The 20,638-nt window shown below is 61.1% G+C and carries 8 protein-coding genes; 4 read left to right on the forward strand and 4 right to left on the reverse strand.

The window, feature by feature from the left end; all coding sequences use genetic code 11:
- Nucleotides 1-40 precede the first annotated feature (40 nt).
- A complete protein-coding gene (locus tag CFBP1590_RS24305) occupies nucleotides 41-1,843 on the forward strand; it encodes an acyl-CoA dehydrogenase (RefSeq protein ID WP_088236077.1) in 1,803 nt (600 codons plus the stop codon).
- Nucleotides 1,844-1,877: 34 nt separating this feature from the next.
- Here the strand turns inward: CFBP1590_RS24305 and CFBP1590_RS24310 are convergent, their stop codons facing one another.
- Together CFBP1590_RS24310 and CFBP1590_RS24315 are read right to left on the reverse strand one after the other, a co-directional pair.
- Entirely contained in the window at nucleotides 1,878-4,400 is a 2,523-nt protein-coding gene (locus CFBP1590_RS24310) for a dermonecrotic toxin domain-containing protein (RefSeq protein ID WP_145958185.1), read from the reverse strand.
- 94 nt (nucleotides 4,401-4,494) lie between these two features.
- Entirely contained in the window at nucleotides 4,495-7,086 is a 2,592-nt protein-coding gene (locus tag CFBP1590_RS24315) for a dermonecrotic toxin domain-containing protein (protein WP_088236079.1), read from the reverse strand.
- A gap of 246 nt (nucleotides 7,087-7,332) precedes the next feature.
- On the opposite strand from CFBP1590_RS24315, the gene CFBP1590_RS24320 reads away from it, so the two are divergent.
- The 3 genes from CFBP1590_RS24320 to selO are packed head-to-tail and all read left to right on the forward strand — an operon-like array spanning nucleotide 7,333 to nucleotide 14,024.
- The gene (locus tag CFBP1590_RS24320; protein WP_004884361.1) at nucleotides 7,333-9,075 is read left to right on the forward strand and encodes a potassium/proton antiporter; all 1,743 of its coding nucleotides are present in this window, start codon (nucleotides 7,333-7,335) and stop codon (nucleotides 9,073-9,075) included.
- Between the two features lie 38 nt (nucleotides 9,076-9,113).
- The gene (gene mscK / locus CFBP1590_RS24325; protein ID WP_088236080.1) at nucleotides 9,114-12,500 is read left to right on the forward strand and encodes a mechanosensitive channel MscK; all 3,387 of its coding nucleotides are present in this window, start codon (nucleotides 9,114-9,116) and stop codon (nucleotides 12,498-12,500) included.
- Between the two features lie 48 nt (nucleotides 12,501-12,548).
- A complete protein-coding gene (gene selO / locus CFBP1590_RS24330; protein ID WP_088236081.1) occupies nucleotides 12,549-14,024 on the forward strand; it encodes a protein adenylyltransferase SelO in 1,476 nt (491 codons plus the stop codon).
- A gap of 138 nt (nucleotides 14,025-14,162) precedes the next feature.
- Here selO and CFBP1590_RS24335 read toward each other — a convergent pair whose 3' ends face one another.
- Together CFBP1590_RS24335 and CFBP1590_RS24340 are read right to left on the reverse strand one after the other, a co-directional pair.
- Complete coding sequence (locus CFBP1590_RS24335; protein ID WP_088236082.1) at nucleotides 14,163-14,651, reverse strand: chemotaxis protein CheW; 489 nt, start codon at nucleotides 14,649-14,651, stop codon at nucleotides 14,163-14,165.
- Entirely contained in the window at nucleotides 14,644-20,625 is a 5,982-nt protein-coding gene (locus tag CFBP1590_RS24340; protein ID WP_088236083.1) for an Hpt domain-containing protein, read from the reverse strand. Before CFBP1590_RS24340 ends, CFBP1590_RS24335 begins: the two co-directional genes overlap by 8 nt.
- Between the last annotated feature and the right edge of the window lie 13 nt (nucleotides 20,626-20,638).

Here is a 20,638-nt window from a genome sequence, read left to right on the forward strand (position 1 = left end):
CGGCCTAGACTGGTGCGACATCCAGTCAAGGTGCGTTGCCATGTCCGAGTCGCTGCTCAGTTCCCGTAATCTGGCTTTCGAGTTGTATGAAGTGCTGGATGCCGAAGCCCTGATCCGCCGCGAGCGCTTTGCCGAGCATTCTCGGGAGACGTTCGATGCAGCGATTGGCACGGCGCGGACCATTGCCGAGAAGTACTTCGCACCGCACAACCGCAAGGCTGACGAAAACGAGCCGCGCTACGAAAATGGTGCCGCGGTGCTGATCCCCGAGGTCAAACCTGCGGTGGATGCCTTTCTGGAGGCGGGTTTTCTGAATGCTGCACGCGATTTCGAGGCGGGCGGGATGCAGTTGCCCACATTGCTGTCGCAAGCCTGCTTCGCTCACTTCCAGGCCGCCAACGCCGGGACCACGGCCTACCCGTTCCTGACCATGGGCGCGGCTAATCTGATCGAAAGCTTTGGCAGCGACGAGCAGAAGCAGCGTTTCCTGCAACCGATGATCGAGGGTCGTTTCTTCGGCACCATGGCGCTGACCGAGCCTCATGCAGGCTCTTCCCTGTCCGACATCCGCACCCGCGCCGAACCCGCAGCAGACGGTTCCTATCGGCTGCGCGGCAACAAGATTTTCATTTCGGGTGGCGATCACAACCTGTCGGAAAACATCGTGCACATGGTACTGGCCAAGCTGCCGGATGCGCCGGGCGGGGTCAAAGGCATCTCGCTGTTCATCGTGCCCAAGTTTCTGGTCAACGAAGACGGCAGCCTCGGCAAGCGCAACGACGTGCTGCTGGCTGGGCTGTTTCACAAGATGGGCTGGAAAGGCACGACCTCCACTGCGCTCAATTTCGGCGACAACGGTGAGTGCGTCGGTTATCTGGTCGGCAAGCCGCATCAAGGCCTGAGCTACATGTTCCAGATGATGAACGAAGCGCGAATCGGCGTCGGCATGGGCGCGGTCATGCTCGGTTACGCAGGCTATCTGTACTCGCTCGATTACGCCCGCGAACGGCCGCAAGGTCGTCTGCCGGATAACAAAAGCCCGGACAGCGCACCCGTGTCGATCATCCAGCACACCGACGTGCGGCGCATGCTGCTGACCCAAAAAGCCTATGTGGAAGGCGCTTTCGACCTGGGCCTGTACGCGGCCCGTCTGTTCGACGACGCACAGACCGGCGAGACCGAGCAGATCCGCCAGCAAGCCCACGAACTGCTCGATCTGCTGACACCCATCGTCAAATCCTGGCCGTCTGAGTTCTGCCTCAAGGCCAACGAGCTGGCAATCCAGATTCTCGGCGGCCACGGTTATACCCGCGAATACCCAGTCGAGCAGCATTATCGGGACAACCGCTTGAACCCGATCCATGAAGGCACCCACGGCATTCAGTCGCTGGACCTGCTGGGCCGCAAGCTGGCGCAGAACGGCGGTGCCGGTCTGAAGCAACTGGTCAGGCTGATCGCCGATACCACACAATGCGCCAGCGCCCACAGTCAGCTTGATCACCTGCGTCAGCCGCTGGAGCAACTGGTAACGGCGTTGCAGGGCGTGACCGTCGGCCTGCTGACCGATCTGGCACAAGGCAAGGTCAACGTCGCGCTGGCCAACTCGGCGCTGTACCTCAAGGCGTTCGGACACACCGTGATTGGCTGGCGCTGGCTGGAACAGGCCATTCGTGCCGAAGAGGGACTGAGCAGAGGCAACGCGGCCGACGTTGATTTCTACAAAGGTAAGTTACAGGCGGCACGGTACTTCCTGACCTGGGAAGTACCGGCCTGTCATCACGAATTGGCAATCCTGCAGGCCCGCGATGACGTGTGCCTGTCGATGCAGAACGAGTGGTTCTGATTCGGCGTCACACGGATGCGCATCACGACGAACCTTATCCCTGTGGCGGAAAGAAGGTATCCACCAGTACTTTCGCATCCTCACCCAGCTTCGCGGCGTAGGCTTCGCGACTGAAAAGCTCTCCGGTGCGCAGGTCGTAGGCAGGGCCTGTGACCTGTTCCACCGGCACCTGCCTGAGTTGCACGTTCATGAAACGGTAGTTGGCGCCTGCGACTTCTTCGACGCGGCTTATCTCGAAATAATTGCCCGGCAGGAACAACGATTCGACTTCGCTGGGGCTGTTGGAGAACGGGCTGATCGGTGTTGCGGTCAGGTACTCCTTGGCAGGCAGTTCAAAAACTACAGACGTGTCATCGAAGGTGATTTCGCCCTCGTGCAGCGTGGATACCACGCCGCCTTGGCTGCTGGCGAAGACGCGTGCGATGTAAGGGTTTTCACTGAACGAGGTGAGGTCGGTATTGACCAGTACGTCGCCGACCTTGAGTGTTCCCTTTCGAAAAACCTCGCCTGACGTGCCGCGCTCGCCACTGCCGCCGCGATACAGCGGCACATCGTTGTTGTGCTCGATCTCGCCAATGTCCTCTATCAGTTTCTCCAGCTCCTCGACCTGACTCGTACCGTCAGGCACGCCGGTGCGCAGGAACTGGTTATAGGCGTCATCGTCCTCGGTATACCGGGTAATCGCTCCGCCGTAGTAGTCGTCGTCCGCCGTCTTGAAGACCCGGTGCTTGTCACGCCATGCATCGAATACAACGTCCTCGCCCTCGGAGTCGGAAACCACTTCCTCTTCTGAGTCCATCTCATAGATGTCCATCAGATCCCTTTGACGCTCATTGCCGACGCGGGAAAGACGCTGTTCTTCTGCCAGGTTGAACTGCATGTGAGCATCCCAGAAGGGTGACGAGGCCGTCGCATAAGGCTTGGCACCTTCAAGCGGTGGTTTGCCACCCCGCAGCACAGGTTTGCGGAGCAACTCCCATTCGCCCAGCTCATTGCGCCGCACCGGACGAGCGCCATTGAAGGCGTAGGGATTTTCCGGATCGACGATGGCCCAGGTCTTGAAGTCGTCCAGATACCGCACCCGATAGGGAAAGCCTTCCAGGGTGATCCAGGTCTGGCCATTTCCCAGAACATGAACGCCCCTGGCATGCTCTTCAACAGCCACCGGTACGTCTTCCAGCACTTCATTGCCTTCAAGACCGGCCAGCGCAGCCGCCGGATCCTCCGCAATTGGCGCAAGCTCGGCGGTACGACCAATGCTCGCCAACAGCGGCAGATTGAACAGCAGGTACACCGAGTTGATGATCGCGCCATGCACGCCCGATTTGCGCAACTGCGCGGTGCGCCCGTTGACGGCCTGATCGATATTCAGACCGACGCTCGCGATACCGGCGCCCACCAGACTCAGCGCGATCGGCCATGCCAGCGACGACACACCGCCCGCCAGTCGAATGAACGCACTCAGGTAGCCGATCCACATCTGCTTGCGCAAGCTGGCGCTGCTGGTCAATTGACGGTGAATATCCTCGTTCATCTCCTTGTGCGCCACATCACGCAGATGCTCGAACACAGGCCGGGGGCTCGCCGGGACTTGGCGTCCGATCACCTTTTGATCAACTGACCACGGTTTCACGACAAGCTTGGCGAGCCTTGCGCCCAAAGCGGTCTGCTGCTGGTCTTCACGAATGAAGTGCGACACCAGAGCCGCCCTGTCGGCAGGTTGGGCGATCTGCGTTTGCAGCCACTGATAAAGCGCCTGTTCAGTGGCAAACCGCTGAAACGCCGGTTCAGCGCCAGCCGTGTAGAGAATCTGCCGTCCATCAGCGTTGCTGATCAGCAGCATGTCCCTCGATGCATGACCGGCAAGCTCGAACACCCGCAGGGATACGCCTGGAGTGAATGGCTTGTCCTGCTGCACCGTCGCCCACGCATCAACGGTGTCGCGGCTGCCGTTGACAGCCATGAGCACGGTTTCGAAGTCATCGGTCTGCAGCTGCTTCCTGCTGACCGCAAGGCCCGCCGAAGACAACAGGCTTATCCTGGCGAAGGTACAGAAATCCTGACCATGATCACGCCAGAACGTATCGGCCTTGCGCTTGCAGTCGGCGGCGAAATCCTGCGCCCAGAAATCCTTCAGCACATCACTGGGCAGGATCGGCACTTCGTTGTGCTCGTTGTAAAACCGCTCGCCGGGCCCTGCGTGATAGAAGCCGCTGTAAGTGTTCAGCTCGTCGGCGGCAACGTTGTCACTGGCGCTGAAGCGATGCATCACCAGCTCAATCAGCGTGACGGATTCGGAGGGTGGGCCGACATGCTCCCATCCGGAAAACGTGCGACCACTGTTGTCTGCATTCGTGAATCGATGCCAGTACACGTTGCACGGGTCGAGTACCTTGTCGGTATGCCGGGCAATGATTGTGCGTGCAACCTGAAAGGCCAGACTGTAAAGATCCGGATATGCGCCCATGAGAGAGACTGCACGGGCTTTAAGCGCCTTGTCCGTCCAGACATCGACAGCAGCTTTTGCCGTCCGGGTTTTGTGAGTTGTTGAGTGCATGACGTCCTGTCTTTGCTCTTGAGGAAAGCCATGCACTTAATCAGTTTGTGGGGCACCGTTCGGGGTAATTATTTACGTTGGGGGCCGGATATCGTCATGACGGTGCAGGCACAGCCTGTGGATAAAACACCTTGAGGAGCGGTTTGCCTGCCGCACCCAGCCGGGCGGCATAGCGCTCACGGCTGAACGGCTCACCCGTGCGCATGTCCAGCAGCTTGCGTCCGGCGTCAGGCGCAAACACTTCGCTGATGCGCACCCTCATGAATCGATAGAACGCGCCCTGCACCTCATCAAGTTGCTCGATCCGAAAGTAGCGACCGGGCAGGAAGACAGATTCGGCCTCTCCGGGGCTGGACGAAAAGGGCGCGATGGGCGTTGCGCTCAGGTACTGTCTGGCAGGCAGCTCAAAGACCACCGACGTGTCATCAAAGCTGACCGGTGCCGAGATGGATATGGCATTGGTGCCCGCTTGGCTGCTGGCAAACGTCCTGGCCTGGTACGGGTTTTCACTGAACGAGGTGATATCGGTATTGGTCAGCACATCACCGACCCTGACCTGCCCGCCTCTGAAGAACTGACCTGACGTGCCTCGCTCACCACTTCCGCCGCGATAAAGCGTGACGTCGTTGTTGAAACCCAGCGTCCTGACATCCTCGACAAAGCGCTTGATGTCCTCCACCTGCTCGGCAATATCGATCATGCCTGTCGACGGGTCGCCTTCAAAAACCTCTCCTGTGCGCAGGTACTGGTTATAGATTGCGCCATTATCGGTGTAACGACGAATGCTCTGCGCATGGAACGTCGCATCATGGGTCTTGAACACCCGGTGCTTTGCGCCCCATGGATCGATGTGCACGTCTTCACCCTCGGAATCGGAAACCACCTCTTCCTCCGGCTCCATCCGAAAGATATCCATGACCGCTTCCTGACGCGCGACGGCCACCTCGGCCAGGTTCTTTTCGTCATAAACGTTGATCAGCATGTAGTGATCCCAGAACGCTGAACCCGTCGTGCCATAAGGATGCGAGACGGGCTGCGCGTCTGCAGCCGAAGGCACGTCCTGAGGGGAGCCGCCTGACAGGCTCGGTCTTGGGAGCGGTTGCCACTCGCCGTGCTCATCAAGTACCACCAGAGGGCCGGCAGAAAAGGCAAAGGGGTTATGCGGATCAATCACCTGCCAGCACCCCAACGACTCATCAAAGCGCACGCGATAAAACAATCCGCTCAGCCTGATCCAGGTCTCACCGTTAAACAGTCGGTAGATGCCTCGCAGCCTTCCTTCGGCTGCCATGGGCATGGCGCCTTCGAGCATCAACTGGTTGCCGTTCAGACTGGCGAGCGTGTCTGCGAGCGACGCAGTTGCAGGCGTGTCGGTCAAACCCTCGGCGGCACGACTCAGGCCCGTCAACAGCGGCAGGTTGAACGCCAGATACAGCGCATTGCATATGGAGCCCAGCACACCGGCCTTGCGCTGCGCCGCCGTTTTGCCGAGCACTGCCTGATCAATATTCAGCCCCAGGTTAAAGGCACTCGCCCCGACCACTGCCAGGGCGACTGGCCAGCCCAACAGCGCGAGGTTGCCACTGACCCGCAGAAAGGCGTCGAGATAGCCCATCCACAGTCGCTTGCGCAGTTCGACATTACTGGTCAGCAAGACGTGGGCGTCAGCGGTCATTTCGTCTCTCGCGATGTCGCGCAGGAGTTCGAAAGGATCGCCAGGGATGGCCGCTTCGAGTTGATTGATCAGTCCGTACCCTGTCTGCCCATCGTGAGCGAGCAGGCTGTCGATGCATCGATCGAACGCAGCGCCAGACGCTTGCTCGGCCGAAGGGCGGATGAAATGGCTGCGCATTTCGCTTCGAGTCTCGGCAGCGGCGAAACGCGCCTTGAGCCAGTCGAACAGCGCTTGTCGATCGGCAAATCGGTGAAAGGGGTGACTGTCGCCGGGTATATAGAGGATCTGCGCGCCGTGCTCATGGACCATGCGCAGCATGTCTCGAGCCTTGAAACCGCCGACATCCAGCCAGTGGAAAGCTGCCCTGGCACCGGATTGCAGGGCAGCACCGAGGGTCGTCAGGGTCGGCGTGTCGCTGTTTTCACCCAGAATCAGACTGATCAACCACTCGAAGTCAGCCGCCGAAATCTGTCTACTGCCAACGCAGCGCCCTGCCGCCGCCAGAAAGTCGGCCTTGGCCAAAAGGCAGAACGTCTGTCCGTGGTTATTCCAGAACTGTTCCAGTTTGCGCCGGTAACCGGTGCTGAAATCCAGCGCCCAGAAGTCATTCAACACGTCCTGAGCGAGTAATCGCACCTCGTTGGTTTCATTGAACCTGCCGTGGTCTGCGTTTACGGTATAAAAACCGCCATAAGACGAAAGCTCGTCGCTGGCAACCTGATCCTGCGGGCTGAAGCGGCGAATCACGAGTTCGACTATGGTCATCGACTCGACCGGCGTGCCGACATGCTCCCAGCCGGTAAACGTGCGAGGGCTGCTGACGGCAGTGCTGAACCGGTGCCAATAGACCTTGTCGGGGTCCAGCCACTTGCCCATTCGCTTGCAGATGATGGCCTGCGCCGCTCGCCGCGCCATGTCGTACAGGTCGGGATAGTCGGTCACGTATTCGTGGGCTTTTTTTCGAAGCTGTTGCTGGTCTGCAAGGTGTAACCGTGTTGTTTCAGAAGTCATGGCTTCCTGTTCCTTCAGGGATGGAAGCCATACGTGATCAGATCCAGAGGGCGGATCGACCCTAAATAGTTACGACATGAATAAAGCAGACGCACCGGTAGCGGCACGGACATCGGTACGCTGTGTATTAATCCGCAAAACTTTGACAGTCAGCCATTTCAACAGGTTAGAATCCCTTGGCACGCGGACTGCATGGTCAGTTTTCGCTCTCATCGTTTTCGATTCGTTTTCTATGGAGTACCGCCCTTGGATGCAGTAACCATCAACAGCCTGTTCCTGATCGGCGCGTTGCTGGTAACGGCGAGCATTCTGGTCAGCTCCCTTTCCTCGCGCCTCGGCATCCCGATTCTGGTCATCATCCTCGCGGTAGGCATGGTGGCGGGTGTCGACGGCGGCGGCATCATCTTCGACAACTATGCAACGGCCTATCTGGTCGGCAACCTTGCGCTGGCCGTCATCCTGCTCGACGGCGGCCTGCGAACCCGGGTGGCGAGTTTCCGGGTGGCGCTCTGGCCGGCCCTGTCGCTGGCCACGGTCGGGGTGCTGATTACCACGGTGCTGACTGGCATGGTCGCGGCCTGGCTGTTCAACCTGAACATGATTCAGGGCCTGCTGATAGGTGCCATTGTCGGCTCGACTGACGCTGCAGCAGTGTTCTCGCTGCTGGGCGGCAAAGGCCTGAACGAACGGGTCACGGCCACGCTGGAAATCGAGTCCGGCAGCAACGATCCGATGGCGGTATTCCTGACCGTGACCCTGATCGGCATGCTTGCCAGCGGCCAGACCGGTTTGCACTGGGGCCTGCTGGGGCATTTGATTCAGGAATTCGGTATCGGCGGCATCATTGGCCTGGGCGGCGGCTGGATCATGCTGCAGCTGGTCAATCGCATCAATCTGGCAGCCGGCCTGTACCCTATTCTGGTGATCGCAGGCGGTCTGGCGATTTTCGCTCTGACTAACGCCATTCACGGCAGCGGCTTCCTGGCGGTCTACCTGTGCGGTCTGGTACTGGGCAACCGCCCGATCCGCAGCCGGCACGGCATTCTGCACATGCTCGACGGCATGGCCTGGCTCGCGCAGATCGGCATGTTTCTGGTGCTGGGCCTGCTGGTCACACCTCACGACCTGCTGCCTATCGCCATTCCGGCGTTGGGTCTGGCGCTGTGGATGATTCTGGTCGCGCGGCCGTTGTCGGTCATGGTCGGACTGCTGCCATTCAAGGCGTTTCATGGTCGCGAAAAAGCGTTCATCGCCTGGGTCGGCCTGCGCGGCGCGGTACCGATCATTTTGGCGGTGTTCCCGCTGATGGCCGGGCTGCCCAATGCGCAGCTTTACTTCAACCTCGCCTTCTTCATCGTGCTGGTCTCGCTGCTGCTGCAGGGCACCAGCCTGCCGTGGATGGCCAAACTGCTGAAAGTCACGGTTCCGCCTGATCCTGCGCCTATCTCCCGCGCCGCCCTTGAAGTCCACGCGACCAGCGAGTGGGAGCTGTTTGTCTATCGCCTGGGTGCAGAGAAATGGTGCATCGGCGCGGCACTGCGTGAGCTGAAGATGCCTGAAGGCACCCGTATCGCGGCCCTGTTCCGCGGCCAGCAGCTGCTTCACCCGTCCGGCAGTACCACGCTGGAAGTCGGCGATCTGCTCTGCGTGATCGGCCACGAGCATGACCTGCCCGCGCTGGGCAAACTGTTCAGCCAGGCCCCGCAACGTGGTCTGGACCTGCGCTTCTTCGGCGACTTCGTGCTCGAAGGCGATGCACAACTGGGCGATGTGGCAGCGCTCTACGGCCTGAAACTCGACGGCATCGACCCCGGCATGCCGCTCAGCCAGTTCATTGTGCAGAAGAATCGCGGCGAGCCGATCGTGGGCGACCAGATTGAATGGAATGGAACTATTTGGACAGTTGCCGTCATGGACGGGAACAAGATCCAGAAAGTGGGCGTCAAATTCCCCGAAGGAAGCCGCCCGGGTCCCGGATTGTTCCTTTAAACTGCCCACCCACACGTACCATCACGCGACCGGTGTCTATGTTTTCCCTGCGCTCTTTTTGTGCTGCCGCACTGTTTACGCTTAGCCTTTCCATCTCTCCAGCCTTTGCCGCCGACCCGCCCACCAGTGAGGCCGTGCAGCAGAGTCTGGACAAGATCGCCGACCGCAAACTGCCGGACGCCGACCAGAAAGCGCTGCAGCAGGTGCTCGAGCAAACACTGGCGTTCCTGGCCAGCAAGCAGGACAGCGAGCAGAAGCTGACCGCACTCAAGCAGCAACTCAATCAGGCGCCCAAACAGACCAGCGAGAACCAGCGTGAGCTGAGTCGCCTGAAGGAAAGCAAAATCGTACCGATTGCGCAGCGCTACGGCGGCCTTGATGTGCCGCAGCTGGAGCAGATGCTCAGCCAGCGCAGTACCCAGCAAAGCGATCTGCAGAAAGAACTCAATGACGCCAACAGCCTGAGCATTACCGCCCAGACCCGCCCCGAGCGTGCCCAGGCGGAAATCAGCGCCAACCAGAACCGCATCCAGCAGATCAATGCGATCCTCAAACTGGGCAAGGACAACGGCAAGGCCCTGAGCGCCGATCAACGCAACCTGCTCAACGCCGAGCTGGCGTCGATCAATGCCCTGAACCTGTTGCGCCGTCAGGAACTGGCCGGCAACAGCCAGTTGCAGGATCTGGGCAACAGCCAGCATGACCTGCTCACCGAGAAGGTCGCGCGTCAGGAGCAGGAAATCCAGGACCTGCAGACCCTGATCAACGACAAGCGTCGTGCCCAGTCGCAGAAAACCGTGGCCGACCTGTCCCTTGAAGCCCAGAAGTCCGGTGGCAGCAGCCTGCTGGCGACCGAAAGCGCCTACAACCTGCAGCTGTCCGACTACCTGCTGCGCGGCACCGACCGCCTCAACGAACTGACCCAGCAGAACCTCAAGACCAAGCAGCAACTGGACAACCTGACCCAGACCGATCAGGCGCTGAGCGAGCAGATCAATGTCCTCAGCGGCAGCCTGCTGCTGTCCAAGATTCTCTACAAGCAGAAGCAGTCGTTGCCGCATCTGGAACTGGACAAGGGGCTGGCAGACGAAATCGCCAACATTCGTCTGTATCAGTTCGAGATCAACCAGAAACGCGAGCAGATGAGCACGCCAACGGCGTATGTCGAAAAACTGCTCACCACGCAGCCACCAGAAAACGTAACGCCGCAGTTGCGCCGGACCTTGCTGGATCTGGCAATCACCCGCAGCGATCTGCTCGAGCGCCTGAACCGTGAACTCAGTGCGCTGCTCAACGAATCCATCACCCTGCAACTGAACCAGAAACAGCTGACCAGCACCGCCATCGGCCTGCGCTCCACGCTGGATGAGCAGATGTTCTGGATTCCCAGCAACAAGCCGCTGGACATCGAGTGGTTCCAGAACATCTGGCCGCGCCTTGAAAAACAGGTCGCCACCCTGCCCTGGACGTCCAGCCTCAGCGAACTGTCGGACGGCCTGACGCAGCGCCCTCTGCTGTTCCTGCCGCTGCTGTTGCTGATCGGTGTGCTGACCTGGCGGCGCAAGGCGCTGTATCAGCGTCTGAACCGCCTGCACGCCGACATCGGCCACTTCAAGCGTGACAGTCAGTGGAAAACCCCGCTGGCCTTGCTGATCAACGTGCTGCTGGCCATGCCTGTCGCACTCGGGCTCGCCTTGTGCGGCTATGCGCTGCAGATCGATGCCCGCGGACAAAACGCCAACCTGGGCGAAGCGCTGCTGCAGATCGCTCTGGCCTGGCTGGTGTTCTACACCGCCTATCGCGTGCTTGCTCCATCGGGCGTTGCGCAACTGCATTTCCGCTGGGAGACGGCGCAGGTCGAATTCCTGCGGGGCTGGGTCCGTCGCCTCGGGCTGGTGGTACTGGCGCTGGTCGCCGTTGTAGCGGTCGCCGAACATCAGCCTGCCGCGCTGGCCGACGACGTACTGGGGATTGGCGTAGTGCTGACCTGCTACGCACTGATGGCCTGGCTGCTGGGTCGCCTGCTGGTTTCGAGCCCGACCCACCACAACGCGTCGCTGTTTCGCAAAGCCGTGGGCATGGCGTTCACCGCATTGCCCGTCGCCCTGTTCGTGGCGGTTTGCTTCGGCTACTACTACACCGCGCTCAAGCTCAGCGACCGACTGATCGATACGCTGTACCTGCTCATGCTCTGGCTGGTGGTGGAGGCCACCTTCGTGCGCGGCCTGGGTGTGGCGGCACGCCGCCTGGCCTACCAGCGCGCCTTGGCCAAACGTCAGGCTGCTCGCGAAAACGGCGACAGCGATACACCGGTCGAAGAACCCAAACTGGACATCGAACAGGTCAACCAGCAATCGCTGCGTCTGATTCGTCTGGCCTTGCTGGGCGGTTTCATCGGCGCGCTGTATCTGGTCTGGGCCGATCTGATCACAGTGTTTGCCTATCTCGACAACATCACGCTCTATGAGTACACCAGCGGCACCGGTGCCAACATGAGCATGGTGCCGATCAGCCTGGGCGATTTCATCGGCGCGGTGGTGATCATCGCCATCACCTTTGTGCTCGCGGGTAACCTGCCCGGTCTGCTGGAAGTGCTGGTGTTGTCACGCCTGAATCTGGCGCAGGGCAGTGCCTATGCGACCACCACCTTGCTGTCCTATGCCATCGCCGGGATCGGCTTCGTCACCACGCTCTCGACACTCGGCGTGAGCTGGGACAAGTTGCAGTGGCTGGTGGCAGCGCTGTCGGTCGGTCTCGGCTTCGGGATGCAGGAGATCTTCGCCAACTTCATCTCCGGCATCATGATTCTATTTGAACGTCCGGTGCGGATCGGCGACACCATCACCATCGGCAACCTGTCGGGTACGGTCAGCAAGATCCGTATCCGTGCCACGACCATCACCGACTTCGACCGCAAGGACATCATCGTCCCGAACAAGACGTTCATCACCGGCCAGCTCATCAACTGGTCGTTGACCGACACCATTACCCGAGTGACCCTGAAGCTCGGCGTGGACTACGGCTCGGACCTGGACCTGGTTCGCGACCTGCTGTTGCAGGCGGCCCGTGAGAACCCTCGGGTCCTGAAAGAGCCGGAACCGATCGTCTACTTCCTGAATTTCGGCGAAAGCACGCTGGATCACGAACTGCGCATGCACGTTCGCGATCTGGGCGACCGCAACCCGGTGCTGGACGAGATCAACCGGTTCATCAACCGCGAGTTCAAGAAGCAGAAGATCAACATCTCGTTCCGCCAGATGGAGATCTACCTCAAGAACACCCAGGGCAAGGAATACAAGATGGTGCCCGTAGACGCCGAGGAAAAGACCGTGCTGCCGACCGAGAAGGCCACACCGCCGGTCAACACCAAAGTGGCACCCGCCACCAAGGATGCGCCAGAACCGCCTGAACTCAGGCTCGACTGATCGGGTCAACCCCAGCAGAATGCCCTCACATTTTGCTGGAGATGGCCTGTGAAAGCCCTCGACGAACTCGTCTTCGACAACCGCTTCGCCCGCTTGGGCGATGCGTTCTCCACCTCAGTCCTGCCTGAACCCATCGCCGAACCGCGTCTCGTGGTCGCCAGCAAGGCCGCACTGTCCTTGCTGGACCTTGACCCGAGCCAGGCCGAAACGCCTCTGTTTGCGGAAATCTTTGCCGGACACAAGCTCTGGCAGGAAGCCGAGCCGCGGGCGATGGTCTATTCCGGCCATCAGTTCGGTTCGTACAACCCGCGCCTGGGGGATGGGCGCGGGCTGCTGCTGGGCGAGGTCTACAACGACGCAGGCGAGCACTGGGACCTGCACCTCAAGGGTGCCGGACAGACACCCTACTCGCGCATGGGCGATGGTCGCGCGGTGCTGCGCTCTTCGATCCGCGAATTTCTGGCCTCCGAAGCCCTGCATGCACTGGGCGTTCCCAGCAGCCGCGCCGCCTGTGTGATCGGCTCCAGCACGCCAGTCTGGCGGGAAACCGAGGAACGCGCCGCGATGGTCCTGCGTCTGGCTCACAGCCATGTGCGCTTCGGCAGTCTTGAATACTTCTACTACACCAAGCAGCCGGAACAGTTGAAGCAACTGGCCGAGCATGTACTGACGATGCACTACCCGCAGTGCCAGGAGCAGCCCGAGCCGTATCTGGCGATGTTCCGGGAAATCGTCGAGCGCAACGCCGAGCTGATCGCCAAGTGGCAGGCCTATGGTTTCTGCCATGGTGTGATGAACACCGACAACATGTCGATTCTGGGCATCACCTTCGACTTCGGGCCGTTCGCGTTTCTGGACGATTTCGATCAGCACTTTATCTGCAACCATTCCGATCACGAAGGCCGCTACTCCTTCAGCAATCAGGTGCCCATCGCGCAATGGAATCTCAGCGCATTGGCGCAGGCCCTGACGCCGTTCATCAGCGTGGACGCGCTGCGCGAAACCATCGGTCTGTTCCTGCCGCTGTATCAGGCGCACTACCGGGACCTGATGCGCCGTCGCCTCGGCCTGACTCAAGCCAACGAGCAGGACGACGAGCAGGACGACATATTGATCAGTCGCCTGCTGCAACTGATGCAGAACAGCGGCGTCGATTACACCCTCTTCTTCCGTCGACTGGGCGATGCACCGGCAGCCGAAGCGCTGCGCGTTTTGCGTGATGACTTCGTCGACATCAAGGGCTTCGACAGTTGGGGCGAGACCTATCTGGCGCGCATCGCCCAAGAGGAAAACACCTCGGAAGACGAACGCAAAACCCGCATGCACGCAGTCAATCCGCTCTACATCCTGCGCAACTACCTTGCACAAAACGCGATTCAAGCCGCCGAAAAAGGCGACTACGAAGAAGTCCGCCGCCTGCACGAAGTGCTCTGCAACCCCTTCACCGAACAACCCGACATGGACCGCTACGCCCAGCGCCCACCGGACTGGGGCAAGCACCTGGAAATCAGCTGTTCGTCGTGATCCCCGCAATTCGCAAGAAGTGACGCGGAGCGTCACGGGATGCATGCCCACTTCAGAGCGATGGGCACGATCAATATCGGGAATGATCGTTCCTACGCTCCGCGTGGGTATGCCGCCCAGGACGCTCCGCGTCCGTTTTCAGCCGCGCACTGATGGATTGGCCAGCCCCGCATCGACCAGCCATTGCTCCAGCCCTTCCAGATCGGGAATACGGGCGACGGTGTCGCCGACCTGCACCGCCGCCAGCTCCAGCTCGGCCAGGGGCACGTCGACGTAGCTCAACTGGCTGTCGACCTTGCAGGAGCGCGGGATGCCTTGGGTCAGCAGGGCGATGAACCGGACGTCATGGCGTCCTCCCAGCGCATTGAGCACCACGATGCGGGCACGACCGCCGACCCGGGTGCGGCCGCCGCAGGCGGCTTCGAAACTGAGCAGCGGCAAGCTGAGTTCACGCCAACTGATAGGCCCCAGGTACCACTCGGGCGCGCCTGGCTCGGCGCTGCAGTCCTGATAGTCGATCAGTTCTGCAACGGCCACATTGGGCAGCAACAGGTGGCGGTCGCTCAAGGGCAACAGCAGGCCGGTGAGACTGGTCAGACGGCTGGTCTGGAACGTGCTTTCAGACATTGACCTGACTCCAGTAGGCGATGCTGTCCAGCAGCACGCTCTCTTGATACGGCTTGCTCAGGTACTCGTTGACGCCAATCGCCATGGCGCGGTCGCGGTGTTTCTGGCCAGAGCGGGAAGTGATCATGATGATCGGCAAATCCTTGAGCTGCTCGTCATGACGAATCTGGCTGGCCACTTCGAAGCCGTCCATGCGCGGCATCTCGATGTCCAGCAGCATGATGTCTGGGGTGTGTTCCTGAAGCAGGCTCATGGCATCGACACCGTCCTTCGCCGTGAGCACGTGCATGCCGTGGCGTTCCAGCAGTCGGCCGGTCACCTTGCGCACCGTGACAGAGTCGTCCACCACCATGACCAGCAGCGGCCTGGCCTGTTCGATCTCATGGAATGTCTGCACCGGTCCGTCAGTTGCAGGTCTGTGCAGGCGGCCCTGCAAGGTACGAATCTGCGCCATCAGGTCGAGAATCAGCACCACACGACCATCGCCCAGAATGGTTGCGCCGGAAATGCCCTGAACCCTGGCGAATTGCGGGCCGAGGTTCTTGACCACGATTTCCCGCGAGCCGGCCAGCGCATCAACCTGCACGGCCACCCACTGGTCCTGCAGATGCACCAGCAGCACCGGCAGCGGCTCGAGCTGGCCGATCAGGCGTGGCGGGCTGTTGTCGATCAGCTCACCCAGATAGCGCAATTCATAGCTGCGTCCGCCGTACTGATAGCGCGGCGGGCTGGTCTGGTAGCAGGTGTCCAGTTCATTGGGCATGACCCGCACGATGCCATCGACGGTGTTCAGCGGCACGGCGTACTGCTCTTCGCCGCAGGTGACCATCAGCGCGCGATTGACCGAGACCGAGAATGGCAGGCGAATCCTGAAGCGAGTGCCCTTGCCCGGCGTCGAGTCGATCACCATCGATCCGCCCAATTGTTTGACCTCGGCGTGCACCACGTCCATGCCCACGCCACGTCCGGAAATCTGCGTGATGATTTCCGTCGTGGAGAATCCAGCCTGCAGGATGAACGGCAGAACCTCGTGATCGGCCAGATCGGCATCGGGGTGGATCATGCCGCGCTTGATCGCCTTGCGCCGCACGGCGGCCAGATCGACACCCGACCCGTCATCGCTGAGCTCGATCAGGATGTCGCCGCCCTCGTGCATCAGTTCCAGCGTGATCAACCCCTGCTCGGGCTTGCCCGCCGCAAGGCGCCTTTCAGTGCTTTCAAGGCCGTGGTCGACGGCGTTGCGCAGCATGTGCTCCAGCGGCGCGACCATCCGTTCCAGCACATTACGGTCCATTTCGCCGTCGGCGTTGGCCACCTCGAACTGCACCTTTTTGTTCAACTGGGTCGCGACCTGCCGCACGACACGTCGCAAGCGCGGGACCATGCGCTCGAAAGGCACCATGCGCGTACGCATCAGGCCTTCCTGCAGCTGGGTGTTGACCCGTGCCTGCTGCGACAACAGCATTTCGGCGTCACGCGTGCGTGCGCCAAGGGTTTCCTTGAGGTCCATCAGGTCGGATGCCGACTCGAACAGCGCGCGGGACAGCTGCTGCAACTGGGAGTGGCGGTCCATTTCCAGCGGATCGAATTCTTCGTAGCCAAGGCGTTCGGCCTGCACCTGCTCGCGGCTGAGGATGCGACCCTGGGTTTCCATGTCCAGACGTCGCAACTGATCGCGCATCCGCTCGATGGTCGTCTCCATCTCCACCAGCGCGACCTGAGCGTCGAGCATCTGCTGTTCGATGCGTCCCCGAAAGATCGAGGTCTCGCCCGCCAGGTTGACCAGATTCTCCAGCTGCTCGGCCGGCACCTTGATCGTCTCCGGCACGTTGCGCTCGGACTCGGCTTCCGCTGCGGCCGCCGGTGCAGCCACGGGTTCCGGCTCGGGCGCGTTCACCAGCGGCAGCCGCTGTCCGGGTTCCTGGCTGGCGAGGTTCTGAATATTTTGAATCAGCAGAGTCGCATCAGGCAGCGGTTTTTCGGTCCGCACAGCATCGAGCATGTCGGCCAGCACGTCATGACCGCTCTGCAGCAGGCTCATCATCAGCGGATCAGCCTGCATGACACCTGACGACAAACCTTCATAGAGCGTTTCAAGCTCATGGGCAAGGTCACCGATGGGGGCGATCTCGACCATGCGCGCCCCGCCCTTCAGCGTATGCAGATCACGCAGCAGGTTCTCGACTTCCAGGGTGTTCTGCGGGTCAGCCTGCCAGCGCGACAGGGATGCGCCGGAGCTTTCCAGCAAGTCGAAGCCTTCTTCGAGGAAGATTTCCAGCAGTTCGGTATCGCGTTCCTGCGGCTCTTCGACGTGTTTCGTTGGCGCAACGGGCTCAGGCTCGCCGAACTCGCCGTTGCGACACTGAATCAATGCGTCGATCAGTGGCGCCGGATCGCTGAGCGCTTCGTGCCGAAACAACTGTTCCAGCATGATCGCCAGTTCGTCGTGGCTCTTGAGAAGCAGTTCGGCCAGTTGCGGCGAATGGTTGAAGCGCCGGTCGATCAGCCCCTCGTAAAGGTTCTCCAGCTCATGGGCCAGATCGCCCACTTCGGCGACTTCTGCCATTCGTGCACCACCTTTCAGGGTGTGCAGATCGCGTTGCAACGAAGACAGCGGCAACGGGTTTTCCGGCTCGTCCAGCCAGCGCTGCAAGGCTTGCCCGGCACTGTCGAGGATGTCGACGGCTTCCTCGAGAAATATTTCGACAATTTCGTCGTCCAGACTGGCCGCTTCAGATGACAGAGCTTCGGACTGCGGGGCCTCGCTGGCCAGTTGTGCGGTGGCGGCATTGAGTTCGGTAACACTCAGCGTTTGATGACCATCGCTTTTGATCAGCCCGGTCGCGGAAGGGTCAAGTGCCTGTTCGAGCAGGTCGTGCAAGGCCCGCACGCATTCGGGACGCGGGTCGACGTCCTGCCCGGCCGCGACCTGATCGAGCATATTGATTAGCGCTTCGTGAGCCCGCTCGGCATCGTCGAAGAACTGATCGCTGACCGCCAGGCTGCTTTCCTCCACTGCGCCATACAGGTCGAGCAAGGCTTCGCACAGCTCATCGACCTGCGGCAGATCGGCCAGATGCGCGCCATGACCCAGAGTGGTCAGCTCATCGAGCAGCGCACTGAGTTCCTGTCGCTCGCCGGGATGTTCACGCCAGCGTCGCAGCAGGTTTTCCGCATCCAGCACGATGTCCATGCCTTCAGCCAGAAAGCTGGCGATGAGTTTCGGATTACGCTTGATGCGCAGGCCGTTGTCCGACTCGCGCAGGGCAGCGGTCAGGCGGTCATTGAGCAGCGCGCAGGCGGCCTCGATCAGGGCAGGCGCGCCGGGAATCGGTGCCAGCGGCTGGCTGTCCAGTTGCTCCAGCCCCTTGCGCAACAGCGGCTCGGCGCTGCGCAGCAGACGGATTTCGGGCATGCCGATGGCGATCAGGTTGGCCTTGTACTCGCGCACCAGTTGATCCAGCGGGCTGGCCAGTTCGGCTATCGGCAAAACGCCCGCCATGTGTGCGCTGCCCTTGAGGGTATGCAAGGCACGCAACAGGCTGTCGCTGATCGAGGGCGACGGTGACTGTTCGGCGCTTTCAAGGAAGCGATCCAGCGTGCCCAGGTGCCCGAGGGCTTCCTGACGGAAGATCTCCAGCAATTGCGGATCGATGACTTCGACATTGGGCTCGTTCGGCTGCACCGGCAGTGCTGGCGGCTCCAGGCCGTTGGCCAATGCATGAGCGCGCGCGGCCAGCAGGTCGACATCGTCGCGCTGACGCTGCGACCCTTCGGCATAATCCTTGATGACCAGCGGCAGCAACACCAGCACATCGGTCAGCAACTGCTGGACGTCCAGCGCTGGCGGCACATCGCCCTCCAGCACGCGGTTCAGGAGGTTTTCCACGGCCCAGGCCAGTTCGCTCAGAATCAATGCCCGCACCATTCGGCCGCTGCCCTTCAAGGTGTGAAAGGCACGGCGCACTTCGGTCAGCGCGACCACATCCCACTGATCGCCCTTGCCCAGCGAAGCAAACCAGCGAGGCAGGTACTCGCGCAGAGCGTCCAGTACTTCGTCAGCCTCCTCCAGAAACACTTCACGCAGTTCGTCGTCTACGGCGTCTTCACCGGCGGGCGGTGGCAGCAGGCTGGTGGGCGCATTACGGGCCGGCGGATTGACGGCCGAGACCGGTCTGGCCAGCACTTGAGCGATGGTCTGCGTCGGGCTGACCAGCGCCTTGCGGTCGTCCAGCGCCAGCAGTTCGTCCTGGGTGATGACTTCGTCGAGCAGCGGCACTTCCAGAGAGTCCGGCGCTGGCGTGTAGCCCAGCCGGGCCAGACTCTGCTGCGCCATGTCGAGGATCTGGTCGCCCGGCGCTTCATGGTCTTCGCCCATGCGTTCCAGGTAGTACTCGACGCAGCTGATGGTGTCGGCCAGAGAGTCGAGCTGCATCGCGCCGGGACGCGTCTCGTCCACCAGCAGGTGTTCCTGAATGTATTCGTTGCACGCTGCCAGCAGACTGGCCGCTCGCGCCAGCGGAATCATTGCCAGCGCGCCGCGCACCTGGACCAGCAAGGCGCACAGCGGGTCGAGGCGCTGGCGGTCCCATTCGCTGTCGATGTACTCCAGAATCACGTCCTTGGCCTGCTGCAGCACCACACGCGCTTCGCGAATCACCAACTGGTGGATCTGGGTCAGGTCGGTGGTCGGCAGACGGCTGTCTTCACGGCTGTCCTGCTCGGTACTGCCCGCCATGCCGGCCAGGGTCGACTCGACGTACAGCAAGGCACCCGCCACGTCCATCAACGCCGCATCGCTGGGCTCGCGCTGCCCATGCGCCATGCCCTGCACCACCGCAAGCTGGTCGATGATGACCTTGCGCGGCTGGCCGAAACCGAGCACCGCCAGGGTGTCAGCGATCTGCCGCAACGGCGGCAGCAAGGGGTTCAGCTCGCTGACGTGCTCCCGGTCGCCGCGCACGAACACATCCAGCCGTTCCTTGACCCGCACCAGCCCTTCACACAAGGCCACGATGACCGAGCGCATGGCGTCACGGTCCGGCCCGGCCATGCGGGCGCGTTCTTCATTGACCACGTCGTTGCCGGGCAACGCATCGGCGAGCGCGTACTGATCCTTGAGATCGAGCATCTTCGGCGCGAGGCTGTCGGACTTGGCGATGTAGAACAGCAGACTTTTCAGCAGTTCTTCGGGCGCAGGCTGGTTAATACCTTCGATGCCCTGCTCGGCCAGTCGTTTGAGTTCCTTGTCGGCATCCTTGAGCAGGCTGCGCAGTGCCGGGCTGTTGGCGAAGTTGCCGTTGAGCATGGTCTCGACCAGTGCCGTGGCGATTCGCCAGAGCGGCCCCAGCGGCGCATCTTCACAAAGCTGTTCCAGACGGGCGAATACCTTGGCCATGTAACCGAGTTGCGTCTTGACGCCCTGCTCGCGCATCAGGCCCGCCAAAGCAGCCTGCAGGGTCTGACGCAACTTGCGCAACAGATTGGGCAGATCAGGCGTATTACGCCGGGCCAGTTCTTCCTCGTCCAATGCGGGAACAACGACCAGTTGCGGGGCGAACAGGCTGGTTTCCGACAGCAGGCTTTCGCCACGGGCGCTGCGCAAGTCGTTGAGCAGCGGCAGGACCACCAAAGGCAGATCCCGGCGCGCCGAATGAATGCGCTCCAGATACACCGGCAACTGGGTCATCGCCTGAATCAGCAACTGCTCGGACTCGACCGGATGGCTGACGCGTTTCTGCTGCACGGCCAGCACCAGTTGCTCGATTTCCTCGGCCAGCAGCGCTGCGCCGTAGAATTCGATCATCTGCAGGCTGCCATGCACCTGATGCACAAGGTTCAGGCACTCGGCTATCGCAGCCTCGTCCGCAGGGTTTTCGATGAATTCGTCCAGTGCATGACGTGCCTGCGTGAGCGTCTCGGCGATCTCGCCCTTGAGCCACTCCAGCGCCACATAGTCGTGACGATCAGCCATGACAGATACCGCC

This window comes from Pseudomonas viridiflava (genome assembly GCF_900184295.1).
Taxonomy (GTDB): domain Bacteria; phylum Pseudomonadota; class Gammaproteobacteria; order Pseudomonadales; family Pseudomonadaceae; genus Aquipseudomonas; species Aquipseudomonas viridiflava.

Coding starts and splice junctions, on each gene's coding strand:
- CFBP1590_RS24305 (WP_088236077.1), top strand. CDS start 41: ATGTCCGAGTCGCTGCTCAGTTCCCGTAATCTGGCTTTCGAGTTGTAT.
- CFBP1590_RS24310 (WP_145958185.1), bottom strand. CDS start 4,400: ATGCACTCAACAACTCACAAAACCCGGACGGCAAAAGCTGCTGTCGAT.
- CFBP1590_RS24315 (WP_088236079.1), bottom strand. CDS start 7,086: ATGACTTCTGAAACAACACGGTTACACCTTGCAGACCAGCAACAGCTT.
- mscK (WP_088236080.1), top strand. CDS start 9,114: ATGTTTTCCCTGCGCTCTTTTTGTGCTGCCGCACTGTTTACGCTTAGC.
- CFBP1590_RS24335 (WP_088236082.1), bottom strand. CDS start 14,651: ATGTCTGAAAGCACGTTCCAGACCAGCCGTCTGACCAGTCTCACCGGC.
- CFBP1590_RS24340 (WP_088236083.1), bottom strand. CDS start 20,625: ATGGCTGATCGTCACGACTATGTGGCGCTGGAGTGGCTCAAGGGCGAG.